This is a genomic window from Bacillus sp. Marseille-P3661 (assembly GCF_900240995.1).
In the GTDB taxonomy this organism is placed as follows: domain Bacteria; phylum Bacillota; class Bacilli; order Bacillales; family Bacillaceae_J; genus OESV01.
Window position 1 is genome coordinate 78516 of record NZ_LT965953.1, and the last position, 16782, is coordinate 95297.

General features: G+C 35.6%; 13 protein-coding genes and 1 riboswitch. Of the genes, 7 read left to right on the top strand and 6 right to left on the bottom strand.

Features of this window, described 5'->3' with window-relative positions:
* Positions 1 to 272: 272 nt before the first annotated feature.
* Positions 273 to 359, top strand: a riboswitch (cyclic di-GMP riboswitch).
* Between the two features lie 152 nt (positions 360 to 511).
* Positions 512 to 1879 (top strand): copper amine oxidase N-terminal domain-containing protein, encoded by a 1368-nt coding sequence (locus C1724_RS00430; RefSeq protein WP_142386510.1) that lies wholly within the window; start codon positions 512 to 514, stop codon positions 1877 to 1879.
* Positions 1880 to 2012: 133 nt separating this feature from the next.
* Here C1724_RS00430 and C1724_RS00435 read toward each other — a convergent pair whose 3' ends face one another.
* Together C1724_RS00435 and C1724_RS00440 are read right to left on the bottom strand one after the other, a co-directional pair.
* Positions 2013 to 2231, bottom strand: a complete 219-nt coding sequence (locus C1724_RS00435) for a DUF2922 domain-containing protein (protein ID WP_102344794.1) — start codon at positions 2229 to 2231, stop codon at positions 2013 to 2015.
* A 38-nt stretch (positions 2232 to 2269) separates the two neighbouring features.
* The gene (locus tag C1724_RS00440) at positions 2270 to 2494 is read right to left on the bottom strand and encodes a DUF1659 domain-containing protein (protein WP_102344795.1); all 225 of its coding nucleotides are present in this window, start codon (positions 2492 to 2494) and stop codon (positions 2270 to 2272) included.
* Between the two features lie 401 nt (positions 2495 to 2895).
* On the opposite strand from C1724_RS00440, the gene C1724_RS00450 reads away from it, so the two are divergent.
* The gene (locus C1724_RS00450; protein WP_102344797.1) at positions 2896 to 6411 is read left to right on the top strand and encodes a FecR domain-containing protein; all 3516 of its coding nucleotides are present in this window, start codon (positions 2896 to 2898) and stop codon (positions 6409 to 6411) included.
* Between the two features lie 547 nt (positions 6412 to 6958).
* Here the strand turns inward: C1724_RS00450 and C1724_RS00455 are convergent.
* Complete coding sequence (locus C1724_RS00455; RefSeq protein ID WP_102344798.1) at positions 6959 to 7546, bottom strand: hypothetical protein; 588 nt, start codon at positions 7544 to 7546, stop codon at positions 6959 to 6961.
* A gap of 311 nt (positions 7547 to 7857) precedes the next feature.
* Here C1724_RS00455 and C1724_RS00460 point away from each other — a divergent pair, with 311 nt between their 5' ends.
* The 5 genes from C1724_RS00460 (at position 7858) to C1724_RS00480 (ending at position 15112) form a co-directional block, all read left to right on the top strand.
* Complete coding sequence (locus C1724_RS00460) at positions 7858 to 9522, top strand: bacterial transcriptional activator domain-containing protein (RefSeq protein ID WP_180994069.1); 1665 nt, start codon at positions 7858 to 7860, stop codon at positions 9520 to 9522.
* Between the two features lie 21 nt (positions 9523 to 9543).
* Positions 9544 to 11127, top strand: coding sequence for a PP2C family protein-serine/threonine phosphatase (locus C1724_RS00465; RefSeq protein WP_102344800.1), 1584 nt, complete (start codon positions 9544 to 9546; stop codon positions 11125 to 11127).
* A gap of 56 nt (positions 11128 to 11183) precedes the next feature.
* Positions 11184 to 11594 carry an ATP-binding protein gene (locus C1724_RS00470; protein ID WP_102344801.1) on the top strand — a complete coding sequence of 137 codons (411 nt, stop codon included), beginning with the start codon at positions 11184 to 11186 and terminating at the stop codon, positions 11592 to 11594.
* A gap of 11 nt (positions 11595 to 11605) precedes the next feature.
* Positions 11606 to 11956, top strand: coding sequence for an STAS domain-containing protein (locus C1724_RS00475; RefSeq protein WP_102344802.1), 351 nt, complete (start codon positions 11606 to 11608; stop codon positions 11954 to 11956).
* A gap of 201 nt (positions 11957 to 12157) precedes the next feature.
* Complete coding sequence (locus C1724_RS00480; RefSeq protein ID WP_102344803.1) at positions 12158 to 15112, top strand: YbhB/YbcL family Raf kinase inhibitor-like protein; 2955 nt, start codon at positions 12158 to 12160, stop codon at positions 15110 to 15112.
* Positions 15113 to 15557: 445 nt separating this feature from the next.
* On the opposite strand, the gene C1724_RS00485 is transcribed toward C1724_RS00480, so the two are convergent.
* The 3 genes from C1724_RS00485 to C1724_RS00495 all read right to left on the bottom strand — a co-directional run bounded on the left by C1724_RS00485 (position 15558) and on the right by C1724_RS00495 (position 16759).
* Positions 15558 to 15812 carry a hypothetical protein gene (locus C1724_RS00485; RefSeq protein WP_102344804.1) on the bottom strand — a complete coding sequence of 85 codons (255 nt, stop codon included), beginning with the start codon at positions 15810 to 15812 and terminating at the stop codon, positions 15558 to 15560.
* Positions 15813 to 16277: 465 nt separating this feature from the next.
* Positions 16278 to 16448 carry a YvrJ family protein gene (locus C1724_RS00490; RefSeq protein ID WP_102344805.1) on the bottom strand — a complete coding sequence of 57 codons (171 nt, stop codon included), beginning with the start codon at positions 16446 to 16448 and terminating at the stop codon, positions 16278 to 16280.
* A gap of 92 nt (positions 16449 to 16540) precedes the next feature.
* Positions 16541 to 16759: a DUF2922 domain-containing protein gene (locus C1724_RS00495; RefSeq protein ID WP_102344806.1), complete on the bottom strand. Its 219-nt coding sequence runs from the start codon at positions 16757 to 16759 to the stop codon at positions 16541 to 16543.
* Positions 16760 to 16782 lie beyond the last annotated feature (23 nt).

The following is a 16782-nucleotide window of genomic DNA, read 5'->3' on the forward strand; positions in this document are numbered from 1 at the left end:
ACTATTAAAAATACTAACGTTATCATTATATCACCATTTATGGTACCTGCCACTTGCTGAATTTTTTCCATTCAAGTGACAGGCACTTCCCGGATTTTGTCGAATTATAGAATATAATCTATTTTTTTGAAAAAAACCTCTTAGTTCTGAAAGTGAATTTTTCTCGAAATTTTATCGCCATTATTCGTCAATATAAGACTATTTACATATATCAATCCAATGAATTTTCTCCTATACTATGAGTAGATTTCCATAAAATAAATATCAGTCTTTCTGATCAACGGCAAAGCTATTGAAAGATAGTGACGCAAAGCTATAGGGACTAAGTCCTCCTGAGGATATGTTCGCCAGCTGCCAGTAAAGGTGAGTTCACTCATCCTTTTTCTGGATGAGTTTTTTGCGTTGTAGTAACTGAAAATTGCATTCAATAAGGGTGTAAATTCAAAATCTTTTGCGGTTATGTGTTTAAATTTTTTATATATAATACCTAATAATTAAGGAGGCTATAAATATGAAAAAGAAAGTAGTAAGGCTATTATCATTATTCCTTGTATTGAATTTGTTTTTATCGATGGCAGCTTTTGCGGCTACAAAAGACCCTATTATTGTGGTTGCCAAAAAAGGTGGCGACAATGGTGGAGGAAATAGTGGTAGTAATAATAGTAAAGGTAGTAGTGGTAAAAGCAGTAGTAATAGTAGCGAAAGTAATAGTAATAGTGGAAGCAACAGTACAAGTGATACTTCAACAGAAACAACAAGTTCTGACACTGTTACCGAGGTAGATACAGAGAATGCAAGTGTTGAAGAAACAGGTACATCCGAAAAGGAAGTTAATGCTACAAATGAAAGTGCTATTTCTAAAAAATCAGTTAAAGATCAAAAGAAAGCTTTGAAAACACAAGTTAAGAGTGGAGAAATTTCACAAGAAGAATACCAAAATCAAAGTGAACAGCTTCAAAAGGACTATGAAACTGTAAAAGATCAAATTAAGCAAGAGCGTCAACAACTTCTTGTTGAGTATAAGGGGAATTCTGCGGAGCTTAAGAAGGCTGCGGCCCAATTGAGTCAGCAATTAGAAACAAATGAAGAGGACATTGAAGCTGAAGAAGAGGTTTTAGAAACTATTTCAGAACTTTACGAAGCAGCGGGAGAAATAGATGAAGCGGTAGCAGCTCAGGAAGAGGCTGTAAAACTTGATTATGAAAACATTGGACGTTATAAAAAGCTTGCAAAATTGATGGAAAAGCAAGGTAATAACAATATAAAAGCATTTGTAAACGGAACACATCCAGTTTTCGATGTTCCCCCAGTTATCAAAGATGGTCGTACACTTGTGCCATTCCGTGCAATTTCCAATGCATTAAGCGCAGATGTTGCATGGGATGCTGAAACTCAAACGGTTATTGTAATTAAAGACGGTGTCGAGTTAAAATTAGTAATCGGTGAGTTAACTGCATATGTGAATGGACAGGAAATTAAATTGGATGTTCCTGCAGAAGTTATGAATGCTCGTACAGTGGTGCCGTTACGTTTTATTAGCGAGGCGTTTGGAGCAACGGTAAATTGGGATGATGAAACATCGAGTGCCATTATTATAGAAGATGAACTAATCGACGGAGAAATTACGGATAGTGCTGGCGAAGAAAATGCGACAACAGTGGAAACAATTACAGATGAAGATAATACGGTTACAGAAGAAACAACAGAAGGCGAAGAAAATACAGAAGTAGAATCTACAACAAACGAAAATACTTCTACAACTAGTGAAACAACAACTGCAGAAGGTACAACTTCTGAAACTGCCGAAAACGTAAGTGAAAGTGATGCAACAAACACAATAAATGACGTTCAAGATCCAGAAACTACAGCGACGAATTAGGTTTTCTTTAGTGATGACACATGACAGGAATTCCTGGTTAAATTGGTTCATATACAAAATGTAGATATTTTTAAAAGGGAGCTGATGGCTCCCTTTTGTTATATAAATTTATTTCAAGCTGTGATATGAATCCTTATATTAACTCCACATTTTGAACAGTTCGCTCTACCACGCGAGCGCCTTTCTTGGATACGAAATCACCGCCTGTTGAGAAAAAAATATTCTGAGCAAGTATCGTATCCATAGCAGCTGCTACTGCAATAGGATCAACAGGTTCTGTAGGATCATCAATTGAGATCGTTGAGGTTTTTCCTTCTAAATTCATAAACTGTAATTCTAGTTTTTTACTCATTGACTTTAACCTCCTTTCTTGTAAAATTTACGTCTACATTACCCATTGAAAATTTCATAGTTGCTGTTTCGCTTAATATAATTTAGCGGATGCTGCTGTAGAGATGAAATGGCTTGTGCAACTGCTAAAATCCCTTCAGGTGTAGCTGTTGTTTTCAAGTTGTTGTAATTCTTCACCTTTGTCATGATCTTGCCATCTAAATTCATCCCATGATCATACTCTAAACTTAATTGACTATCATACATATTTTCTAACGCTGCCATCGTTGATCACCTCCCTTCACTATATAAATAGCGCTAACTAGGGAAAAAGAGGGGTGCATATGAAAATTTTTTTATCGATGATTGATTTTGTAAAAAAAGATATAAGAGGATTCGACAAAATCCGGTAGGTGCCTGTCACTTGGAGGACAGTATTCAGGAAGATGGCGGGCGCTTTGCGAAACGACAAAATTCGGGAAGTGCCTGGCACTATGCAAAGTGCCTGGCACCATACGAAATGTCTGGCACCTGGTGAGGCTTTTGTTGGTGTTCGGCCAGGTATTTATCGGAAAAGAGGTAATTTGCCTTGCAGGTATACTGAGTTTTTTTGCATTTTTTATTAACATTTTATGAAAATATTGCTAGAGTAGTATAATATAATAGTTTTATTTAAGGGGGACGTAATGAAACGAATACGAATCATGCTGTCTTTTTTACTAGTATTATCATTAATTTTACCTACTTTATCGACAGCAGCAGCCAAGTCTACAAGAATTGCTATTACTAAAGATGTAAAAGGAAAAGTATATATGAAAAAAGGGGGAGGGAAGAAAGAGTTTGGTGTGAAAGATGGTTTTAGTCTTTCACAAGGTGATACTGTACGGACAGGAGTTAAAAGCTCAACGAACATTGTCTATGATGATGGATCTAAAAGTACGATCGGTCCTACTTCTAAAGTGGTTATTTCTAAACTTAAAAATGATGAATCTTCAAAGAAAACAAAAATTAAGATGCTTTCGGGTAAGATTTGGAATAGCATACAAAGCTTAACTAACGCTAATGATGAGTATGAAATTGAAACACCAACATCAGTAATGGGTGTTCGCGGTACATTATTTCTAGTGACAACATCTCCACTTGATAACTCCACAAAGGTTGTCGTTTTAGACGGAGAAGTTGGAGCATCTCGAAGCAGTGAGCAAAATGATTATGACAATAGCAACCCAGAACAAGTTATTTCTATAAATGAAACAATGGATATAACCTCTGCTCAAGAACCAATGGCTGAAGTTCAAACGTTGAATGCAGCTGAATTTGTTCAAGAAGTAGAAGTTGAAATTTTAGTAGAAGTGATACAAGACGTACTGACAGTTGCAGAAGAATCACATAATCAAGCCAATCAGTTGAAAAATACGCAAGAGCTTGAAACGCTAAAGAACTCTGTAAAACTTGTAAAACAAGCAGCAGCGCTCGCCCAAATTCAAGAAAATCTCGTTAATGCTGTTAAAACATCAAGTAAAAATGCAGAGGTTGAGTCTGCACTGAAAGCAAAAAATCAACCAACTCTTTCAAACATTGAAACTAAAACAAAACAATTGAAAGAAGAAGTATTGAAAAGTGAGCAGGAAATTGTTGAATCTGCCAAAAATGCAGGAATGACAGAGGAAGAACTTGATGAATTATCGGAACAAACGAAAATGGCGGAGACGTTCCCTACAAGCTCTGGAAATACAGGAAATAACGATGGTTCAGATTCCGATGATGAAACCACTTCAAATCCCGAGCCTGGAGAAGATGACGATTCAAACTCAAGCTCAGATCAAGGGCAAGATGATCATTCAAGCTCCAATACACCACCACTATTTGTCTCTGAACCTCAAGCACATGCAGGGGTGGGGAATGGTGACATTACACTAACAGCTAATTTGAATAAAGCTGGAACTGTTAAATATGTAGTAGTAGAACATGGTGCAACAGCGCCTAGTGGTTCACAAGTTTGGTCTGAATTAGCTGGTGATGTTAGTAGTTATGTTGTTTATGGCCATGGTAGCTTTACATTAAGTGGTTCTGCTTCAACATCTAGTACTATTAATAATTTACCAACCGGAAAATCATATGATATTTATATGGTTGCTGGATTGAGTGGGACAGATATTTTTCAAAATGATGTCCAAATCATCGAAAATGTGAATGTAGGTGATCTGAGTTCGCATTCAGATGAAACATTGTTAGAACAAGGCTTTGCTTTAGGTACAACATCAATTGAGTATAGACCTGCAAATGGAAATACTTTAGCAATTAAGGTTTCATCAGATTCTGTAATTCCTACAGGAATCGGTGAGTCTGCACCAGCAGATTTGCTTTCGTACCATAGGGGAGATGACATCGCTGTAAATGTAGGACAGTATATTCAATTATATGAGCTTGATTCTAATAATAACGTGGTTAAGTTTATGGAATTTAAGGTTGATAGTGAGCACATTAGATCTAATACAAAAACAAAATTAGAAATAGGCTCTCAGGATCCTAGAACCATAACTATGATGTTCAACACAGCATTAGAGGAATCTACTTTTACTACAACTGATGTGATCGAACTATTTGCCATAACAAATCAAGACAGCTCAAATGATGTAAATGAGGAAAATATCGAATCCATATATTGGGATCGTACAAATCTAAATGTACCTAAGTTAGTTATTACATTAAACAAGGAAATAGTTCTAAGCCGCTCATATATCATGGAGCTGGAATTTAAAGATCTCACTATAAAATATGCAGGCCTAGATGAGTATTTTGGTGGTCATACTACTGTAGATGCTATAAATGATGAAAGCCGTGTATACATAACGCTAAAGCATATAAAATCAATTGCTGGTAACGAGATGGATCCAGTACTAGCAGAATATGTTTCATGGTGGTTATATGAATTAATTGATTACGGTAATATAGAAAATTATATTGAAGATAATGCCGAACTATATCAAAGTAAAATTGCTGAAACTGCTGCACTTGATTTAGAGATGCTTCTAGAGATTATCAATCAAGTTAATGCAGAGGGTGATAGCGAACATGCTCCTGTAGATTTAGAAACACCAACGTTAGAACACGCTATTAAAGATGAACTAATATCGGAATGGTTGATTAGTACAGGCCTGACCGTGGGTTATCATTTTTCTGGTAATAACATAACATATAGTGTTCAGCTCAATGAAAGTGAAACAGGACTTATTGATGCAAGAATAAGGAACGAAAGCCTAATTCTTGAACCAACTGATAAGTGGGGTACCTCTATTAGTAACACTGTCGAGGTAGAAGTTATCGCAACCAATGAACATGGATCGGTTAGCGATACATATATAATCGATGTTTATCCAGACGTAGTTAATTATAGAATTAGCAGCACTTCGGAAGGAGTCAAACTTGAGTGGACAGACAGTAAAATTGCAGAGGTAACAGGTTACAAAATTTTCCGCGCTCAAACTGATCAGTTTGAGCATGTCAATCAAGCGGCAGACTTACTTGCTACAGTTGGCAAAGGGCAGCAGTACTATATTGATCAACAAGGCTTAAACTCGGATATCTATTATTATTTTATTAGACCAGTTGTTAATAATGAAATATTTTTAGAAGGTAAAGTAATTAATTTGAAAAGTTATCTAAAACAGTCCTTAAATTCCAATTTTGGTATATTTAGATCATTCATTAATAGTGATGAACTTGATTCCTTTAGCTTAAAGGGAATAAAGGAAAGTATTATTAACACTGAAAATATGGTCCAAGAGGCACTAGATAGTGGCTTGTCACAACAAGAAATAGAAGGACTTGATAATTACCACTACTATGTTTCAGCTAAGGAAAAATTTAATAATGTTACGTTTGATGTACACCCATCGTTTACAACAATGGATACCATTACGTTGAATTTTTCTGAACCGATCGTATTGGAGAATGGGGAAACCTTAGAACTTTCAAAGCTTAAACAGCTAATGGGTATTTTTAAAAATGACAGATTTTTCGTTGAGTTTGAGGTTATATCTATCAATTCTGATAAGACAGAAGTAGTATTACAGACTGCGACGCCTTTAGATTTTAACCAGGATTACTCCGTTTTCATTGATGATGACTTAATCATTAGTTCGACGGGGAGACGTTTAGTTGAATCAAGATATCCTATATTGGCTATTGAAATCGATTAATGTAGAGATTTTTTTAAAATTAACGCGTTTTATACCTGTTCGTGCGTTCAAATTTAGCAATATAATGTGATGTGAATGAGTATAGGCATAGCTTTTAACGCTATATTAAACATATTTTTATAATAACGCCTAAATCTTAGAGAAAAACAATCTGAGGTTTGGGCTTTTTTTGTTGATTTAGGGTAGTATGCGGACATACGATTCGTTATTTGTGGCAAAAAGGCGGTTTTTAGGATATGGCAGACATACGAAACGTTATTGCATTGAATTGAGACCAAAATTTGCGTAATTTACTTAAATCGCGTATTCATTGTCCGGAAAACCCACTAAAAGTCCGCATTTTATAGTAATAAGGTATCATATGTCCGGAAAAAAACTTGCATTAGAATATTCTGCTTTAGAGTAGTAGGTTTAGAATGAAGCACGGTCCTTGGCCAACATGTAATTGAAAGGATGTACTCCTGCTAAATTGTGTTACTTATGGTGAAGTTAAATATGCAAGGAATATAGAATTGCTAATATGAGAGGGAAAACCATCGACCACAATTTATTGCTTTTCGTTTAGAATCTCTAAGACGCTTTGATGTTGCTTTTGAATCGTAAATATTTGGTGAATTTCGCTACTTAATTCTGATTTTGTTTCATCAAGTTTTTTCATCGCACTTCCATAGTAAAATGCTACTTCTTTTCGCATCTCACTTTGTTCTGCTATTAATGAACTTTGTCCTTCTTCCATTGCACCAATTTTAGAATCCATAGAGCCAATCTTAGACTCCATTGCACCAATTTTAGAATCCATAGAGCCAATCTTAGACTCCATTGCACCAATTTTAGAATCCATAGAGCCAATCTTAGACTCCATTGCACCAATTTTAGAATCCATAGAGCCAATCTTAGACTCCATTGCACCAATTTTAGAATCCATAGAGCCAATCTTAGACTCCATTGCACCAATTTTAGAATCCATAGAGCCAATCTTAGACTCCATTGCACCAATTTTAGAATCCATAGAGCCAATCTTAGATTCCATTGCACCAATTTTAGAATCCATAGAGCCAATCTTAGATTCCATTGAATCAAATTTGTTTTCTAGTGAACCTAATTGCTTTACGATTTGCTTTAAAAACTCTTCCATCTTTATCACCTCCTACTTGATTACTATTATAAATATTTAAGGTATTGATGTCACTTAGAACTTTTGGGATATCTATTACTTTAATCAATAGATGCTGTTAAATCATATAAAGTATAAAAACACCCCCTTTTTGCATTGCATTTCTTCGACAAAATTCGGGAAGTGACAGGCACTTTGATAAATAATTGGATAAAAGAAGTAGGCACTTGAATCCTTTACCCACCTAGGAAAATGCAGCTAGGATTAAAGGATTATAAGATATTTCAGAGAATTATTATTATTATAAAAATCGTGTAAGGAAGGTAATGGGCATGAAGAGGTATCTTCCACTTTTTTTCGATAATGATTGGTTACGACTTGGTGAGTTGCTGCAAGAGGATGTTCAGAATTATGGGATATCGGGCGATAGTGTTCGGTTAACTCGTGCGCTTAGTCAATTAGGCTGTTGTTATCTGTTTCAATCCAAACATCCTGATGCTGAAATTATTTTTGCCTTTCTAATAAAAGAGCTGAAATGTCCAAGGATAAGCTATAGAGAAAAAGCTAGTATAACTAGTTTTTTGGCTCTATATGAGATATTTAAAGGTGACGTCGATCAGTCAATTTCATATTTTAAACAATCCCAATCCTATTTTACGATGATTGATGAATATGAAGAAGAAACGATGATGTTGGTTATAGCGCTAAATTGGTTATATTTATTAATCGACCATAAAGAAGGGATTTACTATGTTTATGAGCGGTTGAAGGTATTGAGCGAGAGCAACAGTTCCATTAAAAAGCTGACTAAAGCTCTGTATAAAAAAGAAAATTTTTCTGTTCATCCTATTAATGAGTGGTTTTGGAATCGATTATTTTCTAATGTTTCAAATTCGGTGTCCACATCAAATCATTCTGAAAAAAATAATGAATTGTATTTTGTTAAGATTGCGATCCAATTTTTGGAGTTATATGAGTCGTATACACAAGCTGACCATGAGAATCTAGGCCGTTATGCTTTTACGCTTAAAGCACAAGTAGATCAATTTAAGCATCCATGGTATAGGGCTTTTGGTTATTATTTTATTGGTAAGATCCTTCAGCAGGAGAGTTATTTATCTGATGCCGATCTATGGTTTGAAAGCTTGAATCTAAAGGAATCAATTAAGTCTTTTGATTTAGCTATAGATTTTTCGCTACCATCTGAATTTAAAAAAATATTCCTAAATAATCCACCTGAACAAACTAGTTTGACAACACCTAAATTGTCATTTTCGTTATTTCACTCTTTTAAAATTATGTACGACGGTAAAGAGATTAAAATTGAAAAATGGAAAAGAAAAAAAGCTGAGGAAATTCTAACTTATTTACTATTTCAAAATAATCTTCGGGTCGAAAAAGAGGTGTTAATAGAGACGCTCTTTCCAAACGAACCGTATAATAAGGCCTCAAATCGTATCTACGTAAATGTGCACGAAATTAACCTGGTTTTTAAGAAAATCTATAATGATGACGAGCCATTTGTAACACTTTTAAACGGAAAAGTGATTATTAATTATAAGCTAATAGAAGAAATCGATGTTTTCGTATATTTAAAGCTATATTCTATTGGGATTAAATTGTGGTTTGAGGATCGCGGTGCTGCTATAGAGCTTTTTGAAAAAGCCGTAGAGCTGTTTGATAAGCAATTGGTGCCTCATTTATTATATGTTTCTTGGTTAGATACCTACCGTGAAAGTATATCAGAAAAACAAATAAGTATGCTAGAAAAATTACTGGTATTTTATAAAAATAGTGAAAAGGAAGAAAAATATTTGCTAGCTTTATATGAGTGCGATCCTTTTAACGAAGCAAGGATTAAAAGGTACTTACAGTTTCTAACGAAACAACATCGCTATGATGAAGCAAATCAGTTATTTCTGAAAGCTGACCGTTTGATTAAAGAAGAAATTGGAATACAGTTATCAAGCGATTTGAAAAATTTGCTGCCAAAGTAGAGGGTTGGGGTGGTTAATGGAATGAGCCTTAAAAGGAAGTTTATAGTATTATACTTGCTTGTTGGATTAGAAGGCGTTTTATTTATTGAATTTCAGAACGTTTTTATTCTCGGTAGATCATGGAGTTATGTTTTAAAATATAACCTGCCGTTTGTGTTAGGCCAAAATGCTGTTTTCATAGTTGCATATTATTTATTTACAGTACGGCAATTGAAAGATGTTTTACGCCTTGAAAGGGATGGTATTGCCACACTGAATCCTTCAGAGCGTGAGGTTTTGTTTAAAAAACTAGTGCGGTTCCCATTTGTATTATTTCGATTTTCAATAGTTTTTATGGTTGGATTAGCAGTTGCTTTTCATATATATGCTCTTAATTTTGTTAGTCATATAGATGGAAAAGTTTTAGTAAATGTTCTTATTAGTTTCCTACGAGAACAATCTTTAGGGCTATTGCTTACATTAACGATTATAGCTGCTCTTTCAAAAATGCTAAGACCTTTTATATTGGCGCTACATCAACCTTACATTGAAAGAATTCACGTTTCCTTAGCTAAGAAGATTTTACTAGTGTTTTTTTCAATTTTATTTATTTTTATATCAGACATCATGTGGATCTTTTTTAAATCAGACGGAACTATTCAAGATATTTTAATTAAAATTGGGATAACTATAGTTGTTTTGGTTTGCTTGTCGGTGCTATTTATACGACTAACCATTATGGATTCAATTGCACATATTCAAGATGTTGCAAAGTATGTTGCAACAACGAGCAAAAGTGACCGAGAGTCGATCCATTTTAATATTCCCGTAACCAGTACCGATGAAATTGCTTATTTAGTTGGGAATTTTAATACACTTCAAGGGAAGGTTCGTGAGCTGTATCGTGAGCTGGATGAGGAATTAATGCTTGCATATACTGTTCAAAATCATTTATTGCCAACTACCTATCATAATTTTGGTGCGATTAAAGTACAAGGCTTAGCAATACCTATGAAGGAAGTAGGTGGGGACTTTTTTGATATAATAAAAATAAATGATAAAAAGATTGGTATTTTAATAGGAGATGTAGCTGGGAAGGGGTTGCCTGCAGCTTTATTTACATCTGTTATGATCGGCTTATCAAAAGGTAAAATGAATCACGAAGCATCATCTCCTGCAGAGCTGCTTGAGACTTTTAATAAGCTATTATTTCCGATGTTAAGTGAAGGAATGTACGTAACGGCTGGAATAGCTTTTATAGATTTGGAGGATCATACGCTAACATATGCAAGTGCAGGCCATGTTTCTCCGGTTGTTCGAAGTAAATCGAAAACGTATTTGCTCGAGCATTCGTCATTACCACTCGGAATTGATGAGGATGAAAAATACAGTGAAACTAGTATTTCGCTTGAAGATGTTGAAACAATCGTTTTTTATACAGATGGAATTGTGGAACAAAGAAATGAACGTAATGAAATGTTCGGTTTTAAAAGGCTTTGTAGTTTAGTGGACTACAGTGAAATAAAGGATGCATCGTTACTTATGCAGAGTATTACTGATTTTTCAAATGGGACAAAGAGAATGGATGATATGACTATCGTGTATTTGAAAAATAACGTTCTGTAATAAAACTGTAAGCCAAACTAGTTATAATTAATTTAATCTAGCTAGGAGAAAATATCATGAATTCTCATACAGGAATTAGGATGGAGCTAAAAAGTGTTTTGGGTGAGGAAAAAAAAGTGCTGTCGGAGCTGGATAAGCTTTTTTCTTCATCAAAATTTAGAAAGGAAGACTGTGAGGAATTTAAAATAGCTGTTTCAGAGGTGTGTATTAACGCCATAGAGCATGGTAATAATGAAGTGGCTGATTTATCTGTATTCGTGACGGTTATGATCCATGGTAATCGTATAGTGTGTACAGTGAGTGATTATGGCAATGGATTTAACGAAAAGGCTATCAGTCATTTAGACCGTGGGTGGGGACTTAAATTAGTTGAGCATTTTGTTGATAGTTGGACGACCTTTCAAACAGATCCACTGGATTCTTTATTTAGTATTAGGATCGATAAAAAGTTACGGAAAAAGGATTAAGAGGTGTTTCAATGAACAAAGAGTTGTTAATTACAAGTGAACAGGCAGAGGAACGTTTAGTATTACGATTAGAGGGGGATATAACTAAAACATCGGGGGAACAGTTACTTCGTTTTTATAATTGGGATTTAGACTTTGTGGGAAAATTCCTTCTTATTGATTTTTCGAAAGTTAACTATATTAATAGTGCGGGTATCGCATATATCATTCGATTGTCTCGTATTTTGAATGAAAAAGGTATAGTGATTCGAGCTTTTGGATTAGAATATCATTATGAAAAAATGTTTCAAATTGTAGGTCTTACAAAATATCTTACACATTATCCTAGCGAGTGGGCGGCAAGTGAGAATTTATCTGAATAGGTGTAAAAGCTGCAAAACCAATGATGTATTACGATTATTCGTAATGTGTGGTTGGTTTTTTTTTGTGCTTTTATTATTTATAGATTTACTTGGGTACAGCGTTTATGCATGAACGTTTTATGTAAGTAATGGGTAAGAATTTTGTAAGATCAATTTTATATAATGCCTTCGTAGGTGCAAATATTAAAGGAGGTGTTGTCTATGAAAAAAAGGAGAGTATATAAGAAAGCTTTACAAATGTTGTTAGCTTTCCTTATTATTCTTCCATCCTTTTCTGTATCTTTTGCTTCGGATGATGTTAGAGGGCATTGGGCTGAGGCAGAAATCAATGAATGGGTAACAAAAGGGTTAGCATCAGGCTATGCAGATGGGAGCTTTCGACCTGATGCCGCGATTTCTAGAGCAGAGTTTTTTGCTTTAGTAAATCGTTCTTTACAATTTACTGAAACAGCGGAAATTTCATTTAAAGATGTTTCCGCAAACGATTGGTTTTTTGGTGAAATAGGAAAGGCAAAGGCAGCGGGGTATGCAGGTGGATATGAGGATGGAACAATCCGCCCTACTGAAAAGATTTCACGCCAAGAAGTCGCTGCAATACTTTCACGAATCCAAGGTATTGAAAGTGATGCATCTGTGGCAAGTCAGTTAAAAGATGCAAAAGAAATACCAGAATGGAGTAAAGGTATAATTGGCGGTGTTGTTGCAAAAGGGTATATGAGAGGTTTTTCAGATGGCAGCTTTAAGCCATTGAAAAATATTACTCGAGCCGAAGCAATTGTGACGTTAAATCGTGTGCTTATAGAGCAAAGTCCAGCTGTTAAAGTATTTGATCAGGCTGGAACATATGGACCGGAAAGCGGTACTGAAACGATTGCAGAAGATGTTGTGATTACAGCAGCTAACGTTACCTTGCAAAACACTATAGTTGCAGGTAATTTAACAATAGCTGAATCTGTAGGAGAAGGCGATGTATTTTTAAAAGGTGTAACTGTAAAAGGAAATACGTATGTTAATGGTGGTGGAGAAAACAGTATTCACTTTGAAAATACAGTTCTGTTAACTGTTGTGGTAAATAAAGCAGATGGAAGTGTACGTATTGTTGCTTCCGGAACAACAACTGTTCAAGAGGTTCAGTTGCAATCAGGTGCAAGGGTTGAGCAAGCAAATACAGGAGGAGTTGCTTTTAGAGCAGTAACCCTTTCAGAAACATTGCCTGCTAACTCAACAGTAACCTTAGTTGGAGATTTTGAAACAGTCGATGTGAGATCTACCACAGTTTCGGTCGAAATTCCGCAAGGTTCCGTTCAGAATTTAAATGTTAATGAAACAGCAACAGGGGCTAGTATTAATTTATCAGAGGAAGCAAGAATAGTATCATTAGTTATTGATGCGGCTATTAGTGTTTTAGGGAATGGTACAGTTGATAATGCAACTGTTAACAGTAATGGAACAACATTTGGAAAGAATCCATCTAATCTGCAATTAGCAGATGGAGTGACAACGACTAGTCCAACAACTTCAACTCCAGCCGGTGGCGGCGGTGGTTCTAGCACACCTAGTGATACTGCTGCACCGACTTTTACTACAACGGATGTTTTTGTAACACCGGGTAATGATTTTATCGTTATTCCGTTTAATGAACATATTACTGCTAATGTAACAGCACTTAAAAACAATATTAAAATTGCGGGTGACGGGACGACGTTTACAGATCTAGGAGCAAATGATGATGTATTCATTGGGATACAATCTGGATCTGAAGATCATCGTAATCGTCTTATTGTATACCTTAGTGCAGCGCTAACAGGAAATCAAACGAAAATTAAAGTTTTAGCAAATACAGTTAAAGATACTACTGGTAATGTACAAAGCACTGAATTAATAACAGGTGCTCTTACAGCGCATACACTTATCCCGGCACCACCTGATCCGACTACAACTCCATCAACGATAACTATTACTACTGGATTTAATGATGGTCAACCAATACCGCCCCAATATAGTATGAATGGTGGAAATACAAGCTTGCCAGTTTCCTGGACACCAGTTGTTGGAGCTCAGTCGTATGCGATCCTTTTCTATGATCCAGATGCTATGGACTTCGTACATTGGGCTGTGAAAAATATCCCAGCAGGAGTAACTGCTATTGCAGAAGATCTATCAGAACAAGTTGGTTTTCCAGGGCATCAATTTATAAATGATTTTGGTATTTATGGATATGGAGGGCCGCAGCCACCAGTACCACACACATATAAACTTGCGGTGTATGCTTTAAATGTACCTACATTGGATCTTGATACCGGTGCTATACCAGTTACGAAAGTTCAGTTTGATGGAGCTATTGCTGGTAAAGTAATTGTTCAGGCTGAAATTACTGGTACATTTAATCCGGGAGTTCCGCCAGGTCCAGTGGATAGTACGCCGCCAAGTATAGTAAGTATAACTTCATTTGATGAAAACAGTAGTGGAACTTGGGATCCGTATACACCTGGAGTAAAAGATAAATTTATAATTGTTTTTAGTGAGGATTTAGCTAATGATTCTAAAATAGCTATCGAAACAGATCTTAAAAGGCCTATGGACATGGGCGATTCTTATCCACCGCCTGTAACGTGGATTGGGGCCGATGCACAAATAACTTGGGTCGACAACAAGACATTAGAAATCGTAATGGGGGGAGGCATGCTATTTCCGGGAGAACATTTTATTCTTTCAAAAGAAGCGGTATATGATCTAAGTAATAATAAGCCAGATAGTAATATACAGGTGAATTTACCTGCTCCTGCTTCCTTGCCGCCGAGGTTTGATGTAATGTCTCCAAGAGCTGATGCTGGAACAAATAATGGGGAAATTCAGTTAAGTGTTGACCTAGATCAAACAGGTACTGTTTATTATGTAGTTGTTCCTAAAGATGCTGCAGCTCCAACGGTAGATCAAGTTATAGCAGGTGCAAGCTATGATGCTGTTACAGTAGAAGCGAATGGGATGATTGCAGTAACCGATCCAGACCAAGAGGCCGCACAAACTGTAACCGGATTAACTCCAGGGTCTAGCTATGATATTTATTTTGTGGCCCAAGATGCTGAAGTACCACCTAATGTATTGAATGAAGTGAAAAATGTATTAAATATTACCGCCAAGTCAGATGGGTTATAAGTTACCAATCTGTCTAAGGTACCCGTTCTATAAGGTGCCTGTTCTGTTCTATAAGGTACCCGTTCTGTTCTATAAGGTACCCGTTCTGTTCTATAAGGTGCCTGTCACTTCCCGTAATTTGTCGAAAGTTTAATCGTGGTATAGAAGAAGAGCACTGATTATTCATAGAAAATAATCAGTGCTCTCATTTTTATTTTGTGTGTAAAGTTCAGCTTAAATTTCGTTTAAGTTTCGAATATATTGAGTTGTCATTTTTCAAGAGCACGAGATAACTTCACGGTAATGAGATTGTCTCTAAAAAGTAAAAGGAGAGCAGATTACAATTTTCTAATCTTTTGGCGAGTTTGTACTATAAACAGTATCATCATTTATTTAATATATTGCTCCATTCAATGGCACTACTATTTATTACTTGTTTACTACGCTGAAGGTCTATTCTTAGAAATTAATTTTTGTTAAACAACTTCAATTGCTCTACTTTTAAACATTCTTCTGCATATTGCATAATATCCTTCTTTCGTACCTGATACATACGCTTCCCGTGCTTTTTACCACCTAGCAATCCGATTTTTGCTCGCCTTAATATTTTACTATAATGAGAGTTTTCATGTTGATCGACGGTTCTGAGGATTTGTAAAACTATTTTATTGGCTTTAGGCACTGTAATATAGCCAGGATCTAGATTGAAATTTCTTGGCATAACCTCCAAACCTCCCATTTACTAGAATTCTTTACTATAGTTTTATGGGAGATTTGTCGGTTTTATTCCTTAATCTTGATAAGAAGTATAGTATTTAATAGAAATGTATAAACTATTTTTCATTATCATTAACTGTAAGGTTTTTGCGGACATATGATCACTTATATGGAGATTTTAGCTCCATTTGATAGGTTTACCGGACATGGAATACTCTATTTATTAAAAATTACTTAGAAATCCTCATAATTACTAGTAATAGAGGAAGGGATGTCCGGTAAACTTTGTGAAACAACGTTATTAACGCAAATAGCGGCATATATGTCCGGAAAGTTTCGAAATCAGTAGATGCATTAACAGGGCCTATAGAAAAATATAAAAATTACTGGCCTAGCCAGCTTTACTTTACTGAAGGAGTTTTTAGCTTTACTTTAACTTAATTCTTTTCTAAAAAAGAACCTCTGTCCATCACATTGTTTTCTTTGAATGGGCTTGAATTGTTGAGCCATTCATACGTTCTGGAAGCTCAATAATTGATTTGTTCAGTGAATCTAGCTTTACCTCAATACGGTGCAGCAGATAAAACGTCACGACAACAGGGAACCCATAATCTTGAATGAATGGCAACCACTGCTCCATATAAAACGCCTCCTTTCTGCTAGATGTAAGGAAAAAGGGAGCGATTGGCTCCCTTAATCTCTAATCTTTTCTAGCAATTTATGCTTCGGATATTATGCTAACTCCACGTTATTAACAGTACGTTCAACGACACGTGAGCCTTTTTTCGAAACAAAGTCACCACCTGTTGAGAAAAATATATTTTGAGATATAATCGTATCCATTGCCGCAGCTACAGCAATTGGATCAACCGGCTCCGTTGGATCGTCTATCGAAATTGTAGCGGTTTTACCTTCTAAATTAATAAACTGTAATTCTAGTTTTTTACTCATTGCGCTCCCTCCTTTCTATAGTT